Consider the following 25,553-nt stretch of genomic DNA (forward strand, 5'->3'; position numbering starts at 1 on the left):
ATTTTTCCCCTACAATAGATGAAAACAGCGTGTAAGGGAGGAGCGATCAAGGAAATGAATTCGATCCCAAACGATTTGCAAACCTGGAAACGTTTTGTGAAAGACGGTGTGCTTGACGAAGGCCGATTAAGAAAACGGATCGCCGAGTCATGGCATCGCTGCAAAAAAGCTGAGGTCAATCCTTATTTAGAAAAAGGCCCGAAGGTTTTACAGCAAACCGAGCTGGATCAGCAGTCAAAAAATCATTCATTCTTCTTGACGACCGCACAGCCTTACCTCGAAAAACTGCTGCCTGCCATAAAAGAAATGGAAATGATGGCGCTGTTAATTGATTCAGACGGCGTTGTTCTGGCATTGGACGGCCATCCTCGTGCGCTCAATGAAGCCAAACGCATCAACTTTGTCGAAGGCGCGTGCTGGACGGAAACGGCTGTCGGGACAAATGCAATTGGCACGGCGCTCCACATCAGTGAGCCAGTTGCAATACAAGGATCAGAACATTACTCCATCGCTTCCCATCACTGGAACTGTTCAGCCGCCCCGATTCACCATGAGGATGGCAGCCTTGCAGGTGTGATTGACATATCGTGTCCGGCAGCAGGCGCGCATCCTCATATGCTCGGTATTGCCACGGCGATCGCCTATGCTGCGGAACGGGAACTGGCAGCTAAAAGCCGTGAGAAAGAGCTGGAGCTGATCAGCCGTTTTGGGGATAGGGCTGCATCCTGTGTGCCAATGGTGCTCTGCAATACCAAACAGCATATCATCAGCGCGAGCATACCGATTCGAACCTCAATGCCAGATTGGCAGGGCCGGCACCTATATGAGGTGAAGGAACGGGGCTTTTCAATCGAAAAAGCCGTCTCCATCGGGGATGGCGGCACTTGTTTTTATCTCTCGGAATCAAAGAAAAAGACGGCGTTTCGATTCAATGGAGTCATCGGGCAAAGCGGCCAATCGCAAGCTATGCTGAAGAGCCTTGAACGAGCGGCAGCGGCGGATGCAACGGTCTGTCTGTCGGGCGAAACTGGTACGGGGAAGGAAGTCGCGGCCCGCGCACTTCATGAGAACAGCGAGCGGCGGCACGGCCCGTTTGTTGCTGTCAATTGCGGAGCGATCCCGTCTGATTTGATTGAAAGCGAGCTGTTCGGCTATGCGGAGGGCGCTTTTACGGGAGCGAAACGAAACGGCTACAAAGGCGCCTTTCAAAAAGCGAATCAAGGCACCTTATTTTTAGATGAGATCGGAGAAATCTCCCACTCGATGCAGGTTGCGCTTTTACGGGTGCTTCAGGAACGTAAGATTACACCGGTTGGCGGGACGAAAGAAATTCCGGTTGATATCAGAGTCATTGCCGCCACACATTGTGATTTACGCGAGCTTGCCGAAAGCGGGAAAATCAGAGAGGACTTGTTTTACCGCCTTCATGTCTATCCGATCGAGCTTCCTCCTTTACGCGACCGCCCCGAGGATATTCCAGACCTCTTTCAGTACTACAAACAGAAGAATCATTGGCCTGGCGAACTTCCCACTGCTTTTTTGGATGTGCTGAAGCAATGGAGGTGGCCGGGGAATATTCGCGAGCTGTTCAATGTGTTTGAACGTCTTTCCATTAGATTTCCGGACGGCCGGCTGAGGGATGAGCCACTTACCGCTTTATTGGAAGCTTCAGGCCTGCCGATCAGTCCGGCAGAAAAAAAGCCGGCTGCTGCCGGCGCGCTGACCCTTCGTGAGCAAATCCAAAAAGATGTCATCATCAAAGCGCTTGAATCCGCAAAAGGAAACGTCTCTCAAGCCGCCAAAATCAGCGGGATACCCCGGAGCACTTTCTACAAACGGCTGAAAAAATTCAACCTGTCCGCTGAATCATAAAGCATACTTCTTTCAAGAAATGGAAACGTTATGTATGAAGGAGGGTGTTAGAATGAATAGTCAAAGGGCGAAAGAAATTGTAGAATCTCCCGACATGAAGAAAGTAACATATAATGGAGTTCCTATTTACATTCAGCACGTGAATGAAGAAAACGGAACAGCGAGAATTTATCCGCTTGATGAACCTGAGCAGGAGCATGAAGTACAGCTGACCAACTTAAAAGAGGATTAAACAAAAATGGCCCGCTTCATAAGCAGGCCATTTTGTTATCCGCGCGGCGCAAATAAAATGACAGAGACGCCGATGAGACAAATGAATGCACCGATCCAGTCATACAGATCAGGCGTTTTCCGGTCGACAAGCCATCCCCATAGAACCGCAAGCACGATGAATACCCCGCCATAGGCGGCGTATACACGGCCGAAGGAGGGGAAGGACTGAAGCGTCGGAAGAATGCCGTAAACAATCAGGATCAGCGCTCCGGCGATCCCATAGCCGACTGGCTTTACTTCTCTCAGCCACAGCCAAACCAAATACCCGCCGCCAATTTCGGCAAGCCCCGCCGCGAGAAATAATAGAATGGTAATTAGCATCACGCGCACTCCCCAACTTGCATTTCACTTTTATTATAAAGGAGGAGTGCTGTTAAAGCTTCGGATGATTCTCAAATTCCTTCAAATACGCTTTTCGCTGAACCTCTGTAAATTGGCTGATCCAATTGTTTTGAGCCTCTTCATTCAAATGGGGAAGGATATAGCGTTCAACCGCTTCGAAAAAAAGCGGATTCGCGATTATGTTCCAGGTCGGGATGCGAACGATTTTGCCGTCTGTTTTCTCAATGATAATATCCTCAAAAAAGATCCCTTTCAAACTGTATTGATGACGTCCCATATAAATCCGTTTTACCTCAGAAAACAGCACGCTGCGCTTTCTCGAGAAGATCTCGCCACTAGGTCCGGTCTTTATGCTGAAAATGACATTTCCACGGCTTGTGAACGCAGGAAAAGCCATAAAGAATGTGATCAATCCATAAACAATCGCCAGTAACCCGCCGCCCAAATAAAGCAGGGCATATTTAGATTCAAATGTGAGAGCTTCAGACACCAGCCAGACTCCCACAATAAAGGCGCCCCCTGTGGCGAGGAACAGCCATATTCTAAAAAACAGTCTGCTTTTAACCTTAATTACTTCATCTTTTTTCAATTGCTATTCTCCTTTATCGCTCTTTAGCAAAAAAGTATTCCTTTTAACACATCTTTATTTGCTGGCACGATAGAAAATTCATTTTGGGTGATACCTGTTACCAGCCAAGTATGACGGCTGCCAGGTAAGACAAAAGCCATGTCAGCCACTTCCGGCGAGTTGTCTTTGTCATAAACAAGGCGCATCAGCGTATCCATTTTCCCTTTTCGCAAAGCCAAATCATTTACGAATCGTGTAACATCCTCTTGGTGTTCATGCTTATGTAGAAACTCTTTCAGATGTGAGGGAGTGTCTGAAGCACCCTCCAGAAGCAATTCAAATTCGGGCGATGTCAGAGTCATCATTGATTCTTTGTGATCCTCTGCATCTATTATATTTAAAAAATCGGATGTTTTAGAAAGTAATCCGTCATTTGAGTCCATTTTTTTAATGATGTGCACTTGTTCATCAAACAGCAGTTCATGAGAGTAAGTGCCGAACTTAGAAACATGGCAGGACACATTCTGTTCTTTGCCTTGTTCATCAAATTTGGACAGTTTCACTGTATAATCCGCGTCGTTTAATACGTGGATAAACGGACAGTTCTCGTCCTTTAACCGATATTGGTGATTCCGATATTCCGCCGCATCCTTGGCTAGGAGTGAGCGGCACGCCGCTTCAAACAGAGCGCCGAGCTGTTCATCCTCTATTTCCGAAAAGTAGGCCTGCTTCAAGGCCATTCCCTGTTCAAAAAACCCTTCGCTGTAAAAACAAAATAAGAGTTCTTCAATGCTGATTGTAAACTGCTTCATTGTTTATTCTCCTATCCAAATGAAAGTTTCCCTTTGAGGAAATGGGTTGCGCCGTGTATGAGCGAATCCGCTGTTTTCTTTGCTTTTTCCATTCCTTTTTTCGCGCTGTCTATCCCTTTATGTATCGTTTTATTTGCTGTATCTATCCCGTCATTTACTGATTTGACGACTTTGCCGGCTGATTCCAATCCTTTCTTGGCAGTATCAACGACAGCGTGAATCGGTTCTTTCAGCTTGACAGCTGCTTTTTCAGCAAAGCCAGATGTGAATTTTGCGATTTTTTCCCCAACAAAGCCTCCTACGGCTGATCCGATTGTACCTCCGATTACTGTACCAACAGGGCCTAACACACTTCCAAGGGCGCCGCCGACGACAGCGCCTGCCGTTGCCCCTCCTGCGATGAAAATCGTGTTATTCACAGCATTCCCGACAGCCTTGGCGTTTTCACGCTTGAGAACTTCCGGTTTGTCTTGGTATTTCTCGTAATTTTCAGCAATTTTCAAGCCGGCACCGAATGTTTCGGTTGCACCGGTGATCAGTGTGGCGGTAATGGCATTTCCTTTTGCGAATTTCAAGCCCGTTTTTCCGACATCCTTCAAAGTTGAGCGTACGCCGGCTTCATTAAGAAATCCTCTTGTGTAGCTTCTGACGCTGTTTGAAAAATCCACCGTGTCCTGGGGGAAATACTTTGTAAACTTTTTATGTACCAAATCAGAAAATGGCCGGTTTGTCTTTTTAAACAAATATTTAGGATTCAAAAGCACTCTGGCCGCTTTTTGATAACGTGAGCTGTCAACGGCTCTGGAAATATCCAATAGAAGTTTTGAGTGCCGGGCGGTATGCAAGCCGCTGGGCTGTTTCTCAAATTTCGTAAGCCCTAATCCGTAGTATTTTCCCTGCGTCAGCATAAGAGCGGTTAAGCTTGTCATCGTTCCGTATTTGTCATAAGCATGATAGAGCTTTCGTAACATATCATCTTGTTCAACAAATTTATCGCTCGTTTTTCTGATAAAAATCTCATTGTCACTCAGCTTGGTGACGAGCGCTTTTCCTGAACTCCACGCATCGCCGACCCCGGAAAAACAGCTGCTGTAGCGGGGATCGCATTGCAAAATCATCTGCCCCAGCTCCAGATGCAGGTCCTTATATTTGTTTTCCATATCGGTTAATTCAGTGACAACATCATTTGCCAGCTGTTCGAGCTTATCCGGATCAACTGCAATGTTTCCTGACACATCGTTCACCCCCCGAGTTTATGTCTTTCCTCTCTAGCTTTACGCTCCAGTTCTTCCATTCTGGCAATTTCAGCTTTTCGTTCTTCTATTTTGACGGCGGCTGCCTTCAGTTCCTGGCTTGTTTCAAGAAGCTCCTGTTCGAATTGATCGTAGGATGCTTTCGTTTCCTCGAAATCCTGATCGAACGAATCTCTTGCTTTTCCCTGCCAAGCATCCCCCAATGCAGATAACCGGGATTCAAGCAGCATTTTGGAGCTTCTGACCTGTTCCGCGGCCGAACTGTACTTGTTTGCCAGCTCAATGACTTTATATGAGTCCAACTTTTGTCCCCTGCCTTTTCTAAATTCACGCACAAATGGATGTTTTATATAAATGATTATAAATAATTCGACATGTATCCGAATCGTACAAAAGAACCTTTTCATAAGAACTGGAAGGGCGTATATTCACTCAAATTTCACAGTTGGTGAGACTTTAAGATTACAAAAAAGGTAAAAAAATCAAGTCCTTCAGACGTAAGGTAAGTGGGAAAATTCCCGCCTTGTGGGAAAAAACACTAAAATTGATCAAATGACCTAAGTGCGCAAAACGTGTTACGGGACGGGCCCTTCCATGGTATAAATGGAATTGTAAACGTTATCAAGGAGGTCGTCATATGAAGAAAAAATCATTCTCAATCGTAATAGCGGGCGGAGGCAGCACTTTCACTCCAGGGATCGTTCTGATGCTCTTGGACCATTTGGAGGAGTTTCCGATCAGAAAGCTGAAGCTGTATGATAATGATAAGGAAAGACAGGATCGCATAGCAGGTGCTTGTGACGTTTTTATCAGAGAAAAAGCACCGGAAGTTGAATTTACCGCGACGACTGACCCAGAAGAAGCTTTTACAGATGTCGATTTTGTCATGGCACACATTAGGGTAGGGAAATACGCGATGCGTGCGCTGGATGAACAAATTCCTCTGAAGTACGGAGTTGTCGGACAGGAGACGTGCGGGCCGGGTGGTATCGCATACGGCATGCGTTCAATCGGCGGCGTGCTTGAAATATTAGATTACATGGAAAAATACTCGCCTGATGCGTGGATGCTCAATTACTCCAATCCGGCGGCGATCGTAGCCGAAGCAACGCGACGCCTTAGACCGAATTCAAAAATCCTGAACATCTGCGATATGCCGGTTGGAATTGAAGACCGGATGGCGCAAATTCTCGGCCTGTCCTCGAGAAAAGAAATGAAAGTCCGCTATTACGGATTAAACCATTTCGGCTGGTGGACATCGATTCAGGATCAAGAGGGCAACGATTTAATGCCGAAGCTGAAGGAACATGTATCTCAATACGGGTACATTCCGAAAACGGAGGCTGAAGCTGTGGAGGCGAGCTGGAATGACACGTTCGCCAAGGCGCGTGACGTGCAGGCCGCAGATCCTGATACACTGCCGAATACGTATTTGCAATACTATTTGTTCCCGGATGATATGGTGAAAAAATCAAATCCGAATCATACACGGGCAAACGAAGTGATGGAAGGGCGCGAAGCCTTTATTTTCAGCCAATGTGACATGATCACACGCGAGCAGTCCACGGAAAACAGCGAAATCAAAATCGATGATCACGCATCATATATTGTTGATCTTGCCCGGGCGATTGCCTACAACACAGGTGAGAGAATGCTGTTGATCGTTGAAAATAACGGCGCGATTGCGAACTTTGACCCGACTGCAATGGTCGAGGTGCCATGTATTGTCGGCTCTAATGGGCCTGAACCGATCACCGTCGGCATCATTCCGCAATTCCAAAAAGGGCTGATGGAGCAGCAGGTATCTGTTGAGAAACTGACTGTTGAAGCGTGGGCGGAGAAATCGTTCCAAAAGCTGTGGCAGGCGCTGATCTTGTCAAAAACAGTGCCGAACGCGCGTGTAGCAAGGCTCATTCTTGAGGATTTAATAGAGGCCAATAAAGACTATTGGCCAGAGCTTGATCAAAGCCCTACTCGCATTTCATAACTGAAATTCCCCCATTCTCGAATCTGTTATTGTATATAATAGAAAGAAAATGGGGGGATCTGATATGAAGCTCGAAGAACTGATTAATCAGCACTACAGCAAATTAAATGATAACGATTTTCATATTTTAAAATATATATTGAATCACAAGCACACGTGCTATCACCTTGGAATCGACGCGCTGGCCAAAGCCTGCACCGTATCGCGTTCCTCGATTTTACGGCTTGCCCAAAAGCTCGGTTTCAGCGGCTACAGTGAATTTCGCGTCTATTTAAAGTGGGAAGATCAGCCGGAAGAAGGCGAGAGTATGAGTTTTCAAAAGCTGCTTGATGATATTGAATCAAATCTGAAGTTCTTAAGGACAAAGGACATGACGGAGATGTGCCAGCTGCTTGATGAAGCTGACCGTATTTTCGTGTATGGATCAGGAAATGCGCAAAAGATATGCGCCCGTGATCTGCAAAGAATGTTTATTCCCCGCCATCGATATCTCATTTTGATTGAAGACACAAATGAATTTAATCTGATGCGCGAGGATTTTCAAGTAAACGATCTGTTTATCATCATTTCTCTTTCCGGAGAAACACCGGAGCTGATTCCTCAGGCAAGAATGCTTTCTGCAAAGGGTATTCCCTTTATTTCCATTACGAATTTAAAAAACAATGTCCTCGCCCAGCTGACTCCGCATAATCTTTATGCGACAAGCAAACCTGTGACATTAAGCGATAAAACGGAAATTGTCGCTTTTGCACCATTTTTTCTCGTTGGCGAAGCATTGTTCCGCGCATATGTTGATTACAAAGAGGCAGAAAAAAATGACATGAAGTAGCAGGGGGTTCTGGTATGATGCAAAAAATTCAGCGCTTTGGAAGCGCGATGTTTGTGCCTGTTCTATTATTCGCGTTCGCCGGCATTATTGTCGGTGTCAGCACGCTCTTTAAAAATAAAACCCTCATGGGCCCGCTTGCCGATCCCGACGGGTTTTGGTACCAGTGCTGGTATATCATTGAGCAGGGCGGCTGGACCGTATTTAATCAAATGCCGCTCTTATTTGCTATCGGCATCCCGGTTGCCTTGGCGAAGAAAGCTCAGGCGCGAGCTTGTTTGGAAGCGCTTACGGTTTACTTGACGTTCAATTACTTTGTCAGCTCGATCTTGACGGTATGGGGAGGAACATTCGGCGTCGACATGAACCAAGAGGTCGGCGGAACGAGCGGGTTAACGATGATCGCTGGCATCAAAACACTTGATACCAATATTATCGGAGCCATCTTTATTTCGTCGATTGTCGTCTTTTTGCATAACCGCTATTTTGATAAAAAACTGCCCGATTTTCTCGGCATCTTTCAAGGCTCAACGTATATTGTGATGATTTCCTTCTTCATTATGATTCCGATCGCCTTGGCTGTGTCTTACATTTGGCCGATCGTTCAGACGGGAATCGGCTCGCTTCAAAGCTTCCTGGTTGCTTCCGGGGCGGTGGGCGTTTGGATATACACGTTTTTAGAAAGGATTTTGATTCCAACCGGTCTTCATCACTTTATTTACACGCCGTTTATTTATGGGCCTGCTGTAGCAGAAGGGGGGATCGTCACGTATTGGGCACAGCATCTCGGCGAATATTCGCAAAGCGCCAAACCGCTGAAGGAGCTCTTCCCGCAAGGCGGATTCGCGCTCCACGGCAATTCGAAAATTTTCGGCATTCCGGGGATCGCACTGGCGTTTTATGTCACAGCCAAAAAGGAAAAGAAAAAACTTGTTGCAGGGCTGCTGATTCCTGTCACGCTGACGGCGATTGTCGCTGGTATTACAGAGCCGATTGAGTTCACTTTCTTATTCATATCTCCTTTCTTATTTGCGGTTCACGCCGTGCTAGCAGCAACAATGTCGACGGTCATGTATATGGCAGGTGTCGTCGGAAACATGGGAGGCGGGCTGATTGAAGCGGTGACCTTGAACTGGATTCCGCTCTTTGGCAGTCACGGTATGACGTATGTGTATCAAGTTTTAATCGGGCTCTCTTTTACAGCTATTTATTTTTTCGTCTTCCGGTTTTTAATCCTCAAATTCAATATCGCCACACCGGGACGGGAAAAGGATGATCAGCAGGAAACAAAGCTGTATTCGAAAAAGGAATACAGAGAAAGAAAAAACAAGGATGAAACGGCCTCTGCTGCTGAAACGGCAGATGACACCGCTTTTCTGTATATTGAAGCGCTGGGCGGAAAAGACAACATCACTGAAGTGACAAACTGCGCCACCCGCCTCAGAGTCAGCGTCAAGGATGAAACAAAGGTTGAGCCCGACAGCGTATTCCGCGCGCTTGGCGCACACGGTGTCGTCAGGAGCGGAAAGGCGTTTCAGGTAATTATCGGATTGAGCGTTCCGCAGATGCGGGAGCGTGTGGAAAAAATATTGAATCAATAAAGCCAGCCCTCCTTTTCGGGAGGGTTTTTGTTTGCCGCCAAAAAGACCGCCATAGTAAAGTAAAGAAAGAGACAATTGAGTAAAAAGGGGTTTGGAGGCTTTTACATGCAAAAGGCTTTATCGTTTTTAAAACCATACTCATCGCTGGTGGGGATTGCGCTGATTCTCATGTTGACGGAGCTTGCGGTTGAACTGATGCAGCCTTTATTGATCGCAAAAATCATCGACGATGGGATTTTAAAGCAAGATCTCCGGCATGTGTGGACATGGGGCGCGGTCATGATCGGACTGACCGTGTTATCATTTGCGGCGGGAATGCTGAATTCCTTTTATGCCGCCCATGTCAGCCAAAGCTTTTCTTACGATACGAGAAAAGGGCTTTTTCAAAAGATACAGTCCTTCTCCTATTCTACATTTGGACAGTTTTCGTCCTCTTCGTACATCACAAGGCTGACAAACGATGTCACACAGGTTCAAAACATGATTTTTATGAGTTTGCGGTTTATGCTGCGGGCTCCGTTAATGATTGTAGGCGGCATTGTGCTGTCACTCACCGTTAACATGAAGCTCGGCTTTTTTCTGCTTGTAACCATTCCGATCCTGATCTTGTTTTTGCTATGGGTCTTAAAGAAAGGCGGGGCGCTATTCCGCTCAGTGCAGAAAAGGCTGGATCAGGTGAACACTGTCATGCAGGAAAACTTAACAGCGATTAAACTGATCAAAGCGCTGCTTCGAGGCAGCCACGAGGTCAAAAGATTTATCAAAGCCAACACGAGGCTGATGGAAAAAACCGTTTCAGCCTTTCAGCTTGTGGAATTCACGATGCCTGTGCTGATGCTGCTGATGAATCTCTGCATCCTTTTCATTTTGTGGGCAGGGGCCTACAGTATCAGGAACGGAAGCACTCAAGTCGGTGATGTTGTTGCGATTATTAACTACGCAACACGAATTACGGGCGCGCTTTCGATGTTTCCGTTTTTGATTATGATTTTCACCCGGGCGAAGGCTTCAGGTGATAGGATCGGTGAGGTGCTTGAGACGGAAGGTGATGAGCATGAGGAAGGCTTCATATCTGATCGTTTGTTGGGACGGATTGAGTTTCAGCATGTATCCTTCCGTTATCCTGAAATGGACAGAGAGGCGCTGCGAAATGTCTCATTTTCCGCAAAGCCGAGGGAAACGATCGCGATTCTCGGTGCGACGGGATCGGGCAAGTCCACGCTTTTTCAGCTCATTCCGCGGCTTTATCAGCCGGATTCAGGCAGCATTTACATAGATGAAAAGCCGATTTGCGATTTCCCGGCAGAGAGGCTTCGCAAGCAAATGGGATATGTACCGCAGGAAGTGCTTCTGTTTTCCGGCACAATCAAAGAAAATATCGCTTGGGGCAAAGAAAATGCTTCACTAGATGAAATAATGGAAGCGGCCAAACATGCGCAAATTCATGAAACGATTATAAAGCTCCCAAATGGATATGACACTGTTTTGGGGCAAAGAGGCGTCAACCTGTCCGGCGGCCAGAAACAGCGGATTTCCATTGCGCGGGCGCTGATCCGAAAGCCGGCCATCCTTCTTTTAGATGACAGCACAAGCGCGCTTGACCTGCAAACGGAGGCGAAGCTGCTTGAGGCGATCAGCACATATGAGTGCACAACTTTGATCATTACGCAAAAAATGACCACGGCGATGAGAGCTGATAAGATTTTGCTGCTTGAGGATGGCGAACTGATTGAAAGAGGCACGCACAGTGAGCTGCTCTCCGAATCTCAGTTATACAAGCGCATTTACGAGTCGCAATTCGGAAGGGAGGGGAGCGAGTCATGCTAAAGGACATCCGCAAGCCTTTCCAATATCCCAAACTGCCAATCGACAAAAAAGAAGGCGTGAAAAAGCGGGCGAAAGCAAAGGATGCAAAAGGCACACTGAAGCGAATCTGGTCTTACTTGGCTGAACGAAAAGGACTGCTCATCCTTGTCATGCTGATGGTTGTCATCAGCGCGATATTCGGGCTCCTTGGCCCCTTTGTGATCGGAAAGGCCATCGACCATTTCATTGTCGGGCGAACGGTAAGCGGACTGGTTCCCGTTTTGCTTCTTCTGCTTGTCATTTATGTAATTCAGTCCCTTTCACTCTGGTTTCAAAACTATTGGATGATTACGATTTCCCAAGGCACTGTTTTCAGGATGAGAAGCGAGTTGTTCACTCATCTGCATGAGCTGCCGATTCCGTTTTTTGATAAACAGCGGCACGGCGAGCTGATGAGCCGGGTGACGAATGACATCGAAAATGTCAGCTCGACCTTAAACACGTCGGTCATTCAAATTTTATCAAGCGTCATCACCTTTGTCGGAACGGTTGCGGTCATGCTGTACATGAGCCCGCTCCTTACAGTGATTACCCTGACCATCATTCCGGTGATGGCAGTAAGCCTGAGATGGATTACCAACCGGACGGGAAAGCTGTTTAAAGAACAGCAGAAAAACCTTGGTGAACTGAACGGATATATTGAGGAATCTGTTTCCGGCGCAAAGGTCATCAAAGCCTATTCGCGTGAGAAGCAGATTACTGCCGAATTTCTCGAAAAAAACGCTGCGCTCAAGACTTCGGGCTTCTGGGCACAGACGATTTCCGGTTTTATCCCGAAAGTCATGAACTCTTTGAATAACTTAAGCTTTACGATGATTGCGGCATTCGGCGGTCTGTTTGCGCTGAAAGGCTGGATCTCGATCGGCTCCATCGTCGTCTTTGCCGAGTATTCAAGACAATTTACACGCCCTTTAAATGATTTGGCCAACCAGTTTAATACAATGCTGTCCGCGATTGCCGGTGCTGAACGGGTGTTTGACGTACTTGATGAAAAAGAAGAGCGCGAGGATGAAAAGAACGCCGTGCATCAGCCGATTCAAACAGGCAGTATTGAATTCCGTGATGTGTCCTTCGGTTACGATGAAGGGCAGCAGACCTTGAAGCATTTACAGTTTACAGTGCCTGCCGGACAGTCCATCGCGTTTGTCGGACCGACGGGAGCGGGGAAAACAACTGTCACAAATCTTCTCGCCCGTTTTTACGAACCTAATGAGGGCAGGATTTTAATCGACGGTACAGATATTAAAACCCTTACTAGAGCAAGCCTGCGGAAAAACATGGGCTTTGTTCTTCAGGATTCGTTCTTGTTTCACGGAACGATCAGAGAAAATATTCGCTACGGCAGGCTCGATGCATCTGATCAGGAAGTCGAAGCCGCGGCAAAAACAGCGAACGCCCACAGTTTTATTGAAAGGCTGCCAAAAGGGTATGATACCGTGCTGACGCAAAACGGATCAGGCATCAGCCAAGGACAGAAACAATTGATTTCTATAGCGCGGGCGGTGCTTGCCGATCCGGTTCTCCTGATCTTGGATGAAGCAACAAGCAACATTGATACCGTAACAGAAGTCAACATTCAAGAAGCGCTCGCCCGTTTAATGGAAGGAAGAACAAGCGTTATCATTGCCCACAGGCTGAACACCATTCAAAGAGCGGACCAGATTGTGGTGCTAAAAGACGGCGAAATGATTGAAAAAGGCAGCCATGACGAGCTGATCCGGCAAAAAGGATTTTACAGTGACTTATATCAAAGCCAATTTGAGAAATAGACCTTTGTCCTGCACAAAGGTCTTTTTTGTTACAGTTTTATAGTACTTTTATTTCATTTTCGTAAAATGTAACAAAATTACTTGACGTAAACAAGTTATGTATATATACTAGCTTACATTAAGTAAGTGATAACATTTATCAAGGAGGATAAAATGAATAAATCATTTGAAATTGGCACATTACTTTTAAGAGTTATTACAGGTATTATCTTTTTTGTTCACGGTTTATCTAAGTTTCAGGGGATGGAAGGCACCATCCAATTTTTCGGCAGCATAGGCCTTCCAAGCTTTATGGCGTATGTCATTGCAGCGATTGAACTCGTTGGCGGAGTGCTTGTCTTCTTCGGATTGGCTACACGTATTGTCGGTGTTCTGTTTACCCTCACGCTGATTGGTGCCATCATTACAGTCAAGCTGAAAGCGCCATTCATGGGCAATGCAGAATTTGATTACCTTCTGCTTTTGACATCTATCCACCTGGCTCTTTCTGGAAGTCGTTTCCTGGCGCTAGACCCACTTGTATTTAAAGCAAAGAAGAGCGAAAACGTATCAGCATAAGAAAAGAGGCATACAGCATGACCAGCATTCATGAGGATACAAATATTGGCTATGTCAAACTCACAATCCGCAGTCTGGAGCGTTCTCTTCAGTTCTACTGTAACGTTATCGGCTTTCAAGTCTTACAAAAGACGGATCGCCAAGCTCAATTAACGGCTGACGGGAAACGTGTACTGCTTACTCTTGAAGAAAATCCAAGTGCCGTCGTCTTGCCTGAACGGTCTGTAACGGGCCTATATCACTTTGCGATTCTTCTTCCGAACAGGAAGGAACTTGGTATCGCGCTCGCCCGCCTGATTGAATACGGCATTGCAATCGGACATGGGGATCATGCTGTGAGCGAAGCACTCTACCTGTCTGATCCTGATGGAAACGGAATTGAAATGTACGCTGACCGCCCCCGCAGCACGTGGCAGCGTGATCAAGAAGGAAACTATGTCATGACGACAACCGCTGTTGACATTGAGGGTCTTATGGAAGAAGCCGGAGATGAGCGGAAAACAGCGCTTCCGAACGGTACCATCATCGGACACATTCACCTCCATGTCAGTGATTTGCACGAAGCAAAAGCGTTTTATACAGATGTGCTGGGCTTTGACATTGTCGGAAACTATGCGGGAATGTCCGCTCTCTTCGTATCAGCCGGGGGATACCACCATCATATCGGCTTAAACATTTGGGCGGAAAGAAACGCGCCGCCAAAACCGACAAATGCCAGCGGACTAGACTATTACACGGTTGTCCTGCCTCATCAAGAGGAACTGGATCGAGTGGCAGACCGAGTCAAACATGCCGGATATTCGATCGAAGAAAAGGAAAGCAGCTTCCGGGTGAAAGATCCTGTTTCCGGGGTCCATATTCTATTTGTGATTTGACTGTAATCCCTTTGCCGAAAAAACGGCAGAGGGATTTTTTATTTTTGTTCGCCTTGTTATGATGAGAGAACCAACTTGTAAGGAGGCGTTTACATGGAACTCAATCACCTTGTGACAGGCAAAATAGCTTTAAATCAATATGTACATCGCTTAGAGCAAAAGGATGTTTCATTTTACGTCCACTATTGGGGAGCGATGACGAACCACTATAACACACTGCTTCATAAGCATTCCTTTTATGAAATTTGTTACGTCGTAAGAGGTGAAGGATATTACCTTGAAGGGGATCGTACATATCCGCTTCGTGAACAGACGTTTTTTTTGTCAAAGCCGGAGCATTTGCACCAAATCAAAAGTGAAACAGGGCTGTTCCTTTTTTATGTCGCTTTCGAGCTGAGCGAGGACCAGTCAAGCGCTGAATGGATCAAAGTGATGGAAGATGTGAAACAAAGCCCTCTTACCACAGTTCAAATGAAAGATGGCGAACCGCCGGGCCTGCTTTGGAAAACATTAATGTTGCAAGCAGCGAAGCCAGTCAATGCTTTTGACAAAGAGATCCTATCACAATTGTCGCAGGCTTTGATCCTTTCATTAATCCAAACCTTTCTCCCGTCTGCCCATCGGCCGAAACAAAAGCAGCCCATTCAAACATCCTCTGCATTGCTGACAGAGGTGAAACTGCACATTAAAGACAATTTGTCACAGCCCTTAAAGCTGACGGATGTCGCCAGTCACTTTCATATCTCAGGGAGGCACTTGTCACGTTTATTTGCAGCAGAACTGGGCGTCAGCTACTCTGAATTTGTCCAAAATGAAAAGATAAATAAAGCTGCCGAGCTGCTGAAATCAACGAATCTATCAATCAAAGAAATTGCGGAAGAAATCGGATTTACGGTGCATTATTTCACACGCGTGTTTTCCGCCAAAATCGGCAGCTCTCCAGGGCTTTTCCGTTCCCTTTATAAGGACTCAAAAATGACCGCATTTCAAATCAATAAATCTTTTCAAAAAATCGAACAGGCCAAGCCGCATGAATAAGATGTCCTGAAATGACAAAACAATGTCTCTATATGATAAAGACGCGAGAAATCTCGGTGTCTTATAATCTTCTAAGAAAGCGGTTACAAGAATAGGTGTTGCTGAAGGAGGGATGTATTGGCTTATGCTTGGTGTCGGGTGCTCTGCCATTCTTGAAAGAAGGGGAAGAAAACCATGAGTGCAAAGGAAAAGAAAGAGGCTGTAAAAGGAAAAGAAAGTTTAGCTCATAAAGGGCTTTTACGAACGATTACATTGGTATCTACATTCGGCGGGCTTTTGTTCGGTTATGATACGGGCGTCATAAATGGGGCACTTCCTTTTATGGCAACTGCAGGCCAACTGAATCTTACACCTGTTACAGAAGGACTGGTTGCGAGTTCCCTGCTTCTCGGGGCAGCCTTCGGAGCGATGTTTGGAGGACGTCTGTCCGATAAGCACGGCCGCCGAAAAACGATCCTTTATTTAGCTTTACTATTCAGTGCGGCCACACTTGGCTGTACCTTTTCTCCAAATGCGTCCGTCATGATTGCCTTTCGTTTTCTTCTCGGACTAGCGGTTGGCTGCGCTTCTGTAACGGTTCCAACTTTTTTAGCAGAGATTTCGCCGGCAGAACGCAGGGGGCGAATCGTGACACAAAATGAACTGATGATTGTGATTGGCCAGCTGCTGGCTTACACCTTTAACGCCATTATCGGGAACACAATGGGGGAGAGCGCAAATGTATGGCGGTATATGCTGGTCATCGCGACACTTCCGGCTGTTGCGTTATGGTTCGGAATGCTCATCGTGCCTGAAAGCCCGCGCTGGCTGGCGGCTAAAGGCAGAATGGGGGACGCCCTGCGGGTGCTTAAGCAAATCCGTGAAGACAGCCGGGCACAGCAGGAAATCAAAGAAATCAAACATGCGATCGCGATTGAGGGTACATCAAAAAAAACCGGCTTTCATGATTTTCAAGAGCCGTGGATTAGGCGCATTCTATTGATTGGGATCGGAATCGCCATCGTCCAGCAAATTACCGGTGTCAATTCGATCATGTACTATGGGACAGAAATTCTGAGAGAAGCCGGCTTTCAAACAGAAGCTGCATTGATCGGCAATATTGCAAACGGAGTTATTTCAGTCATCGCGGTCATTTTTGGGATCTGGCTTCTCGGCAAGGTCCGCCGCCGGCCCATGCTGATCATCGGACAGATTGGCACGATGACAGCCCTTCTGCTGATCGGAATTTTATCCATTGTTCTTGAAGGAACAGCAGCCCTGCCATATGTTGTGCTGAGTTTGACCGTTTTGTTTCTTGCGTTTCAGCAGGCTGCCATTTCTACGGTGACGTGGCTCATGCTCTCGGAAATATTTCCGATGCATGTGCGGGGACTTGGCATGGGGATCAGCACCTTCTGCTTGTGGACAGCTAACTTTCTCATTGGATTCACTTTTCCCATTTTGCTCAATCATATTGGAATGTCGGCAACATTTTTTATCTTTGTCGCAATGAATATTCTAGCGATTCTATTTGTGAAAAAATATGTGCCTGAGACAAAAGGGCGGTCACTTGAACAGCTTGAGCATTCATTCCGCCAGTATGGCCGCCAAGCTGATCAGGAAATGCCGAATCAAACGACTCACTTTTCGTAACTTGCAGATACTAGGAGGAATCTATCAATGAAACTATCTTATGTAACAGACAGCTTAGGACATTTGCCTTTTGAAGAAATGCTCGATTTTGCCGCGGAACTTGGCATTGATACGCTTGAAATGACAACTGGAGGCTGGTCGCCGGCACCTCACTTGAATCTTGACGAATTGCTGCAAAGCAGCAAGAAAAGAGAAGAACTTTCAGCCGCGCTGGAAAAGCGGAATATGACACTTTGCGCTTTAAACTGCTCGGGGAATCCTTTAGATCCAGGCGAACTGGGCAAATCGCACAGAGAAGTAACGGACAAAACGATGGAGCTGGCTGGATTATTAGGTGTCAAGAAAGTGATCATGATGAGCGGCCTGCCAGCCGGCGGCCCGGACGACAAAGTGCCGAACTGGATCACATACACAGTGAGCTGGCCTCCCGTTTTAAAAGATATTCTCAACTATCAATGGGAAGACGTTGCGATTCCGTATTGGAAGGAACTTGTCAAAAAAGCGGAAGCCTGCGGAGTGGAAAAAATTGCGCTTGAAAATTTCAGCTCTCAATTAGTCTATAATCCTGAGACTCTCTTTCGGCTCAGAAACGCGGTCGGCCCGATGGTCGGTTTGAATCTTGATCCGAGCCACTTATTATGGATGGGTGCAGACCCGATCATCGCAGCAAGGAAGCTCGGAGAAGCCATTCACCATGTTCATGGGAAAGATGTCAGAATTGAAAGACATTTAGCCGCGGTAAATGGGTTTTTAGAAACAAAAGAAGTGACAGATCCTGCGAACCGGGCATGGAATTACGTAGCAGTCGGCTGCGGACAGGATTTACAGTGGTGGAAGGAATTTTTTTCAGTCGTCAAAATGATGGGGTATGACGGTGAGGTTTCCTTAGAAATGGAGGACCTGACGATGTCGCCTGAAGCGGGCGTCCGCACTTCTGTAGAAGCTTTAAAACAAACCATCAGCCAATAGGAGGTTTTCATGATGCTAAATGGAGAAAGAATCATTTCAAAGCCGCTGCGCTGGGCAATGGTAGGCGGCGGACGGCTCAGCCAGGTTGGATATAAACATCGTATTGGAGCGTTGAGAGATAATACTGCCTTTCAATTAACCGCAGGGGCCTTTGATATCGATGCCGAAAGAGGAAAAGACTTCGGGGTGAACCTCGGAGTAGATGCGGAGCGCTGTTATGCCGACTATCAAACCATGTTTGCGGAGGAAGCGAAAAGAGTCGATGGCATAGAGGTTGTATCGATTGCCACTCCAAACGGCACTCATTATGAGATCTGTAAGGCAGCACTTGAAGCAGATCTTCATGTCATCTGTGAAAAACCGCTGTTCTTCACTTCAGAAGAGGGCTATGAAATCAAAGCGCTCGCGGAGAAAAAAAGAAAAATTGTCGGCGTGACATACGGTTTTTCCGGCAATCAAATGCTCCTTCAAATGCGTGCGATGATTGAGCAGGGCAAGATCGGCGATATTCGTGTGGTTGACTTGCAGTACACACACGGTTTTTGTGCAGCAGATGAGGGCGAGAACATAAGCGCTGCACAGAAATGGCGTGTCGACCCTGCGATCGCCGGGCCAAGCTTTGTGCTGGGCGATTTATCTACCCATACGTATTATATGTCGCAGCTCATTATGCCGCAGATGAAAATCAAAGAACTGCTGTGTGACCGCCAGAGCTTCGTCGGCAGCCGTGCGCCGCTTGAGGACAATGCCCATGTGCTGATGCATTATGAAAACGGGGCGGTCGGGACGATGTGGACATCATCAATCAATGCAGGGTGTATGGATGGCCACAGAATCAGAATTGTCGGCTCAAAAGCAAGCCTCGAATGGTGGGACAGCAAACCGAACGAACTGATGTATGAAGTGCAGGGAGAGCCTATTCAGACACTCGTTCGCGGCATGCCGTATTTAGACGGTGTGTGCAGCGCCGATGAACGTCTGGGCGCTTTACACAGCGAAGGGCTGTCAGACGCGTGGGCCAACATTTATCTTAAGTTTGCCATTGCAATTGACGCAAAAAAACGCGAAGATCAAGAAACACTGAACAACTTGGTTTATCCTGACATTGACGCAGGGATCGAGGGCATCCGCTGGATTGAGAATTGTGTACGTTCAGCAGACCAAGGGTCCGTATGGGTTGAATTTGAATAATAAGTGGAAGATGCCGCATATGACATAAAGTTCATATGCGGTTTTTATTTTCCAGAAACTCCTGTCAAAAATGACCTGAGGCAGGTATGATAAGAAAGGAATTGGGTATCGGGAGTGATGAGCGTGAAGGCTCTTATATTTACTAGGATTTTCACCTTAATGGTAAGTTGTTCGGTTTACTTTTTTCTTGTAAAAGATGACCGTTGGTTTGAGTATTTGTTCATCGCTGGCGGTGCGGGTGTGTTCTTAGCAAATCATCTCTTATTAAGAGTAGGGAAATATGCCGTTATTTTTTGTTTGATTGATATTGCAGTTGGCTTTTCGTTCGGTTTCATGTTTCCGGGTACAGGTTTATATATCACATTGCTCAGCCCGGTTGCTGTTACCTTTTTTTTGAAAGGGTTTGACCGAAAAACAGTATGGTCTGTGCTTTGTTTTTGTTTTATCATGTGGCTGATTGTGCTTATTCGTACATATCGTATGTTCGGCGATGAATATGTTATGGATCATTGTATCAGCAGACATTCGTTGTCTTTTGCGGAGTCGTCGGCAAATTAATCCGCAAGCTGTTGGATACGCAGGAAACGGCAAAACAGCAGTTTCAGGAACTGACAGAGTCTCACTTTGCGCTGTCTGCTGCGCACCAGGAACTCCATTTATATGCGAAGCAGGTTGAAAAGCTGACTGCCATTCATGAGCGGAACAGAATGGCAAGGGAAATCCATGATACAGTAGGACACAAAATGACGGCGCTCCTCGTGCAGCTGCAGCTTCTGCGTGAATGGCAAAAAAGAGACAGCCAAAAAGCGGAGGAGACCGTTGGGGTATGTGAAACGCTTGCCCGTGAAGCGCTCGATGATGTCCGCTTATCAGTACGCACCCTGCAAACGGATAACGACCCTTCGTTAATCGATTCATTGAAACAGCTGACAGAAGACTTTTACAAAAATGCAGGAGTGACAACCGAATTTGCGGTCAGCGGCGATCCGGCGATAATCCCGCTGTCACTTCATCCGACCTTGGTCAGAACGGTGCAGGAGGCATTGACCAATGCCAAACGGCACGGCGGCGCTACAGCCTGTTCGATCCAGCTTGCCTGCACAGTGGAAAGTATCAGCCTTGTCATTAAGGATGACGGAAAAGGAAATCCCGAGGCGGCACTTGGCTTTGGCCTCTTGAATATGAAAAAGCGGGCAGCGGAGCATGGGGGTATGATCCGCTTTGAGAGCGAACGGGACCAAGGGTTTGCTGTAATCGCTGAATTTTCACTGGCAAATAAAAAATGGAGCTTTGGGCCCGCGCAGCAAAAGGAGAGTTTATCATGATTAAGATCATCATTACCGACGATCAGGATATCGTCAGAGAAGGGCTGGCATCGCTGCTTCAGCTCAGAGAAGAGCTTGATGTGGTCGCCACGGCGCGAAACGGACAGGAAGCCTTCGAAAAGGCGAAAGAACTTGAGCCGGATATCGTGTTAATGGATATCCGAATGCCGGTGTCCAACGGAGTTGAAGGGACAAAAATGATTACAAGCTCTTTACCTGGCGTAAAGGTGTTAATGCTGACAACATTCAAAGATTCAGAGCTGATTGCAGAAGCACTTGAAGAAGGAGCGAGCGGGTACCTGCTGAAGGACATGTCAGCCGATACAATTGTTAAAGCGGTGATGACTGTTCAATCTGGCGGAATGGTGCTTCCTCCAGAACTGACTGCCCAAATGCTGAATGAGTGGAAGCATGAAAAACAGCTGAAAGGAATAAACGAGATAGAAAAACCTAAGGAGCTGCTCGACCTGACCGAGCGTGAAATGGAAGTTCTGGCCGAGCTGGGGTACGGGCTGAATAACAAAGAAATTGCCGAAAAGCTGTACATTACAGAAGGCACAGTAAAAAATCACGTGTCAAACATCATCAGCAAGCTGGCTGTCAGGGACAGAACCCAAGCCGCCATCTATTCCGTCAGATATGGTGTATCTGTCTTTTGACATATGACGTTCAGCACATGCGTCTCTTTGAAAAGGCCTTTTACAGGCCTTTTTTTCATGCCTTATGATCTATCTGCCGCTACATGCCGCACGCCTTTCTTTTATCTACAATGACAATGGGATTAAAAAAGGAGTGAAACGACGTGCTGCAAGCAGAAAACATCAAAAAGGCATATGGGAAAAAAACAATCGTGAAAGGCATTTCTTTTTCTCTGCAAAAGGGGGAGTCGTTCGGGCTGCTTGGACCAAACGGTGCGGGGAAGTCCACAACCATCTCGATGATTTCCGGCCTCGTGCCGCATGACAGCGGAAACATCACAGTGGGCGGCTATGTCATCGGAAAAGAAACGGTAAAAGCGAAACAAAAAATCGGCGTTGTCCCGCAGGAAATTGCTTTATATCCGACGCTGACGGCTGATGAGAATCTTATGTTTTGGGGGAAAATGTACGGACTAACGCACGGCGAAGCCAAAAAAAGGTCGGCAGAGGTCCTTGAATATGTCGGCCTGACTGAGCGGGCCAAAGATAAAATTGAAACATTCTCAGGCGGAATGAAACGGAGAATCAACATCGGTGCTGCCTTAATGCACAAACCTGAGCTGCTGATCATGGATGAACCGACTGTTGGTATTGATCCCCAATCGAGAAATCATATTTTAGAAACGGTGAAACAGCTCAATGAAACGGGTATGACGGTGATCTATACGAGTCATTACATGGAAGAGGTCGAGTATTTATGTGATCGGATTGGCATTATTGATCAAGGAGAAATGATTGCGATCGGCACAAAAACTGATTTATGCAGCCGCCTTGGAGGCGATACGATCATTCAGCTCACTGTCAGCGGAATCGATGAAGCGTTTCTTTTTGCAATTCGTTCCCTGGCTCATGTGAATGATGTGACAGTACACGAGTCAGAGCTCAAAATTGACATTTCTGCGGCTCATCATGAGAAGGTAGTTACCAGTCTGCTTGCGGAAGCAACTGCCCATCACATCAACCTGCTGTCTCTTCAGGTGCAGGAACCAAACCTGGAGCGTCTGTTTCTGAATCTGACCGGCCGCACTTTGCGGGATTAAGGGGGGGACGGCTATGAAAAAAAGCATATGGATCGCATGGAAGGATGTCAAAATCAGAATCACGGACAAAAAAGGGTTTATGATGCTTATCTTAATGCCGCTGATCCTGACCTGTATTTTAGGGGCCGCGCTCGGATCGGTTGTTGACGGAGGCAGCCAGATTGACGACATCAAAGTCGGCTATGTTCAATCAGACCAGTCAGAAGCAGCGAACATGTTTAAAACAGATGTGCTCAAAAAAATGAACTCGATAAAGGTCACACAAGCCAGCAGCGAGGACGAGATGAAGAACCTGCTCGATGAAAAGAAAATCGATGTCGGTATCGTTATCCCGAACCATTGGGAAGCCGGCAAAACGTCAGCCTTTATTTATGCTGATCCTGATCAAACATTAAAAAGTTCCATTATCGAAACAGCCGCCGCATCTTTCATAGACCAATATAAAGCGGTAAAAGAAGCCGCGTCAGCCTCAATGGACTACATCAGCAAAACGGCAGCTGTCAAGCAAGGAAAACTTGACCCTTCACGTTTTGTAGAAAAGCTGGTAAAGGCGCTTGAAGAGGAAACGGGTGACAAACCAACAGTGACGGAAAGATCAGTCGGCAGCAAGGCAGTTACCAGTTTTCAATACTATTCGGCGGCAATGCTTTGCATGTTTATGCTGTTTCATATGACAGTTGGGGCGAAATCATTTTTACAGGAAAAGGAGACGGAAACGCTTGCCAGAATGTTGATGACGCCTGTACAAAAATACGCCATTCTCTTCGGAAAATGGCTGGGAACCTATCTATTTGCCATCATACAATTTTTTATTTTTCTGAGCGTCACGATCAATATATTTGGTGTGAACTGGGGCGGCAATCTGCTGTTTGTGAGTGTGCTCGGGCTTTCATACGCTGCAGCTGTATCCGGCATTTCCATGCTGCTTGCGTCGTGCATCAGCGATATGAAATCAGCCGATGCGATAGGCGGCTTCGGCATTCAATTGCTTGCGGTTCTCGGCGGGTCCATGCTGCCGCTGTACCAATTTCCGGACTTCTTGCAGTCTGTATCAAAAGCGGTGCCGAATCGATGGGCGCTTGATGGCTTTCTTTCACTAATGGAAGGCGGAGGCTGGGCTGACCTTCAAAAGCTTGTGCTTCTTTTTGCGGTGATTGGCCTTTGTTCACTCGTGCTTGGCATCAGACGGCTTCATACAAGATAAGGAGGTACACCGAGGTGAAAAAAATCATAGCCATTTGCGGCATTGAGCTATCTCTCATTTTCAAGAAGCGGCAGAACTATTTGATGATGTTCGCTGCCCCGCTTTTGCTGACTTTTGTATTTGGGGGGATGCTTGGCAGCAATGATGATAAGCTGCATCTTGCCATCGTTGATCAGGATGACACGATTCTCTCGCAGCATTATATTCGACAGCTGAAGACACACGATGATATGTATACATTCGATAGCATGTCTGAAAGCAGAGCGTCGGAAAAGCTGAAGCAAAAGAAAATTGCCGGGGTCATCGTCATATCCCGCTCGTTTCAGGCACAGCTCGAAAAAGGAAAAAATCCGGGGCTGATCTTCCGGCACGGTCCGGAGCTGTCGGAAGCACCGATGGCCAAACAGTATGCAGAAAGCGCATTGGCAAAGCTTAATATTCAGGTTGCCGCGGCGAAAACGGCTGCTCAGGCAGCGGGGGAGAACTGGAAGGCGGCTTATAAAACAGTTATTGCCAAAGACCATGAAGATGCAGTACCAACAGTAAAACAAAAGTCCCTCAGCGATAAAAAGGAAGCCGCGGGTGCAAGTGATATAGCTTCCAGAGCAGCAGGCTTTTCCATTCTCTTTGTCATGTTGACAATGATGGGGGCGGCAGGAACCATTTTAGAGGCAAGAAAAAACGGCGTTTGGTCCAGATTGCTTACAGCCTCTGTCAGCCGGGCGGAAATTGGTGCGGGGTATGTGCTGTCCTTCTTCGTCATTGGCTGGATTCAATTTGGCATCTTGCTTCTTGCAACCCATTGGCTGTTTGGCATCAACTGGGGGAACCCGGCTGCGGTTATTGTGTTAGTGTCGCTTTTTCTGCTTACCGTTGTCGGCATCGGATTGGTGATTGCGGCCAATGTCAGAACGCCGGAACAGCAGCTTGCGTTTGGCAACTTGTTCGTCATCGCAACGTGTATGGTAAGCGGAATGTATTGGCCGATCGACATTGAACCGAAATTTATGCAATCCATCGCTGAATTTCTTCCGCAAAAGTGGGCGATGAGCGGGCTCACTGAGATAATGGCTAACGGTGCCCACGTCACAGATATACTCGGGGTCTGCGGCATTTTGCTTGCTTTTGCGGCAATTACTTTCACAGCGGGACTGAAAGCGCTCCGCGCCTAAAAAACATCTGCCCCCGGGCAGATGTTTTTTCGCAATCATTTTGTTTTTTCTGTAAGCTTTAGTCTCTGTTCCAAATGCTGTTTCACGCTCGGCCAGTCACTGTCGATGATGCTGTAAAATACCGAATTGCGGAATGTTCCGTCTTTTCTGATCATTTGGTTTCGCAATGTGCCTTCTCTAACTGCTCCAAGCCGTTCAATCGCCTTTTGCGATCTGATATTCCGCTCATCTGTTTTGAACTGCACCCGAATCGTGTTCAGCTGTTCAAAGCAATACTGTAACAGCACATATTTGCATTCTGTGTTGAACGAGGTTCCCCACACTGAAGGGTGAAACCACGTCCAGCCGATCTCAAGGCTCCTTGAAGCGGATGACATATACAGAAATCGCGTCGTGCCGACGATTTTGCCAGTTTCACGATGAATAATCACGAATGGACATTCTGCTCCGGACTCTTTCGTTTGCAGCGCTTCCTCTACAAAAGCCTCCATATCATGCAGCGTTGTAATGGTTTTCGGTAAATGGGTCCAGATGTTTTCATCATTTGCAGCTTCGTATAAACCTTGGATATGGCTTTTGTCCATCGGCACAACTTGGACCTGTTTCCCTGTTAATTCATTGAATGTCACATTCATCCTTTGTCCTCCCGCTTCAAGTATCGGAGCAGCCTGAAGGCCGCTCC

At 46.8% G+C, this 25,553-nt stretch carries 23 protein-coding genes and 1 pseudogene; 18 read left to right on the top strand and 6 right to left on the bottom strand.

The window, feature by feature from the left end; all coding sequences use genetic code 11:
* Positions 1 to 54 precede the first annotated feature (54 nt).
* Positions 55 to 1,872, top strand: a complete 1,818-nt coding sequence (acoR, locus tag M0696_RS04575) for an acetoin dehydrogenase operon transcriptional activator AcoR (protein ID WP_222143806.1) — start codon at positions 55 to 57, stop codon at positions 1,870 to 1,872.
* 52 nt (positions 1,873 to 1,924) lie between these two features.
* The gene (locus M0696_RS04580; protein ID WP_003239795.1) at positions 1,925 to 2,104 is read left to right on the top strand and encodes a small acid-soluble spore protein H; all 180 of its coding nucleotides are present in this window, start codon (positions 1,925 to 1,927) and stop codon (positions 2,102 to 2,104) included.
* Between the two features lie 35 nt (positions 2,105 to 2,139).
* On the opposite strand, the gene M0696_RS04585 is transcribed toward M0696_RS04580, so the two are convergent.
* The 5 genes from M0696_RS04585 to M0696_RS04605 are packed head-to-tail and all read right to left on the bottom strand — an operon-like array spanning position 2,140 to position 5,422.
* Positions 2,140 to 2,469 (bottom strand): YnfA family protein, encoded by a 330-nt coding sequence (locus M0696_RS04585; RefSeq protein WP_222143807.1) that lies wholly within the window; start codon positions 2,467 to 2,469, stop codon positions 2,140 to 2,142.
* 49 nt (positions 2,470 to 2,518) lie between these two features.
* Positions 2,519 to 3,076, bottom strand: coding sequence for a YfjD family protein (locus tag M0696_RS04590; RefSeq protein WP_282707827.1), 558 nt, complete (start codon positions 3,074 to 3,076; stop codon positions 2,519 to 2,521).
* Positions 3,077 to 3,099: 23 nt separating this feature from the next.
* The gene (locus M0696_RS04595; RefSeq protein WP_248602552.1) at positions 3,100 to 3,867 is read right to left on the bottom strand and encodes a hypothetical protein; all 768 of its coding nucleotides are present in this window, start codon (positions 3,865 to 3,867) and stop codon (positions 3,100 to 3,102) included.
* An 11-nt stretch (positions 3,868 to 3,878) separates the two neighbouring features.
* Positions 3,879 to 5,102 carry a hypothetical protein gene (locus M0696_RS04600; RefSeq protein ID WP_222143810.1) on the bottom strand — a complete coding sequence of 408 codons (1,224 nt, stop codon included), beginning with the start codon at positions 5,100 to 5,102 and terminating at the stop codon, positions 3,879 to 3,881.
* Between the two features lie 5 nt (positions 5,103 to 5,107).
* Positions 5,108 to 5,422: a WXG100 family type VII secretion target gene (locus M0696_RS04605; protein ID WP_019713649.1), complete on the bottom strand. Its 315-nt coding sequence runs from the start codon at positions 5,420 to 5,422 to the stop codon at positions 5,108 to 5,110.
* A gap of 335 nt (positions 5,423 to 5,757) precedes the next feature.
* On the opposite strand from M0696_RS04605, the gene glvA reads away from it, so the two are divergent.
* The 16 genes and pseudogenes from glvA to lnrN all read left to right on the top strand — a co-directional run bounded on the left by glvA (position 5,758) and on the right by lnrN (position 24,871).
* Complete coding sequence (gene glvA / locus M0696_RS04610; protein ID WP_248602553.1) at positions 5,758 to 7,107, top strand: maltose-6'-phosphate glucosidase; 1,350 nt, start codon at positions 5,758 to 5,760, stop codon at positions 7,105 to 7,107.
* A gap of 64 nt (positions 7,108 to 7,171) precedes the next feature.
* The gene (glvR, locus tag M0696_RS04615) at positions 7,172 to 7,936 is read left to right on the top strand and encodes a MurR/RpiR family transcriptional regulator GlvR (protein ID WP_222143812.1); all 765 of its coding nucleotides are present in this window, start codon (positions 7,172 to 7,174) and stop codon (positions 7,934 to 7,936) included.
* Positions 7,937 to 7,950: 14 nt separating this feature from the next.
* Complete coding sequence (gene malP / locus M0696_RS04620; RefSeq protein WP_222143813.1) at positions 7,951 to 9,534, top strand: PTS maltose transporter subunit IIBC; 1,584 nt, start codon at positions 7,951 to 7,953, stop codon at positions 9,532 to 9,534.
* 105 nt (positions 9,535 to 9,639) lie between these two features.
* A complete protein-coding gene (locus M0696_RS04625) occupies positions 9,640 to 11,361 on the top strand; it encodes an ABC transporter ATP-binding protein (protein ID WP_222143814.1) in 1,722 nt (573 codons plus the stop codon).
* Positions 11,355 to 13,169 (top strand): ABC transporter ATP-binding protein, encoded by a 1,815-nt coding sequence (locus tag M0696_RS04630; RefSeq protein WP_248602554.1) that lies wholly within the window; start codon positions 11,355 to 11,357, stop codon positions 13,167 to 13,169. Before M0696_RS04625 ends, M0696_RS04630 begins: the two co-directional genes overlap by 7 nt.
* A 153-nt stretch (positions 13,170 to 13,322) precedes the next feature.
* On the top strand, positions 13,323 to 13,727 hold the full coding sequence (catD, locus tag M0696_RS04635) for a DoxX family oxidoreductase CatD (protein ID WP_222143816.1): 405 nt from the start codon (positions 13,323 to 13,325) through the stop codon (positions 13,725 to 13,727).
* Between the two features lie 17 nt (positions 13,728 to 13,744).
* The gene (catE, locus tag M0696_RS04640) at positions 13,745 to 14,602 is read left to right on the top strand and encodes a catechol 2,3-dioxygenase (protein WP_222143817.1); all 858 of its coding nucleotides are present in this window, start codon (positions 13,745 to 13,747) and stop codon (positions 14,600 to 14,602) included.
* A gap of 93 nt (positions 14,603 to 14,695) precedes the next feature.
* On the top strand, positions 14,696 to 15,640 hold the full coding sequence (locus tag M0696_RS04645) for an AraC family transcriptional regulator (protein ID WP_019713657.1): 945 nt from the start codon (positions 14,696 to 14,698) through the stop codon (positions 15,638 to 15,640).
* 174 nt (positions 15,641 to 15,814) lie between these two features.
* Positions 15,815 to 17,272: a sugar porter family MFS transporter gene (locus M0696_RS04650; protein WP_248602555.1), complete on the top strand. Its 1,458-nt coding sequence runs from the start codon at positions 15,815 to 15,817 to the stop codon at positions 17,270 to 17,272.
* Between the two features lie 27 nt (positions 17,273 to 17,299).
* Positions 17,300 to 18,241: a sugar phosphate isomerase/epimerase family protein gene (locus M0696_RS04655; RefSeq protein WP_010330885.1), complete on the top strand. Its 942-nt coding sequence runs from the start codon at positions 17,300 to 17,302 to the stop codon at positions 18,239 to 18,241.
* Positions 18,242 to 18,250: 9 nt separating this feature from the next.
* Positions 18,251 to 19,432 (top strand): Gfo/Idh/MocA family protein, encoded by a 1,182-nt coding sequence (locus M0696_RS04660; RefSeq protein ID WP_222143818.1) that lies wholly within the window; start codon positions 18,251 to 18,253, stop codon positions 19,430 to 19,432.
* Between the two features lie 123 nt (positions 19,433 to 19,555).
* Positions 19,556 to 20,757 (top strand): annotated as a pseudogene (locus tag M0696_RS04665) (sensor histidine kinase).
* Positions 20,754 to 21,416, top strand: a complete 663-nt coding sequence (gene lnrK / locus M0696_RS04670; RefSeq protein ID WP_019713661.1) for a two-component system response regulator LnrK — start codon at positions 20,754 to 20,756, stop codon at positions 21,414 to 21,416. The pseudogene M0696_RS04665 and the gene lnrK overlap by 4 nt, the downstream one beginning before the upstream one ends.
* Positions 21,417 to 21,559: 143 nt before the next feature.
* The gene (lnrL, locus tag M0696_RS04675; protein ID WP_222143820.1) at positions 21,560 to 22,495 is read left to right on the top strand and encodes a linearmycin resistance ATP-binding protein LnrL; all 936 of its coding nucleotides are present in this window, start codon (positions 21,560 to 21,562) and stop codon (positions 22,493 to 22,495) included.
* Between the two features lie 13 nt (positions 22,496 to 22,508).
* Entirely contained in the window at positions 22,509 to 23,699 is a 1,191-nt protein-coding gene (gene lnrM / locus M0696_RS04680) for a linearmycin resistance permease LnrM (protein ID WP_222143821.1), read from the top strand.
* 14 nt (positions 23,700 to 23,713) lie between these two features.
* Entirely contained in the window at positions 23,714 to 24,871 is a 1,158-nt protein-coding gene (gene lnrN, locus M0696_RS04685) for a linearmycin resistance permease LnrN (RefSeq protein ID WP_248602556.1), read from the top strand.
* A gap of 35 nt (positions 24,872 to 24,906) precedes the next feature.
* Here lnrN and M0696_RS04690 read toward each other — a convergent pair whose 3' ends face one another.
* Positions 24,907 to 25,506, bottom strand: a complete 600-nt coding sequence (locus M0696_RS04690; protein ID WP_248602557.1) for a GNAT family N-acetyltransferase — start codon at positions 25,504 to 25,506, stop codon at positions 24,907 to 24,909.
* Positions 25,507 to 25,553: the final 47 nt, after the last annotated feature.

Origin of the sequence: Bacillus rugosus (genome assembly GCF_023238245.1) — a bacterium.
Classification (GTDB): Bacteria; Bacillota; Bacilli; order Bacillales; family Bacillaceae; genus Bacillus; species Bacillus rugosus.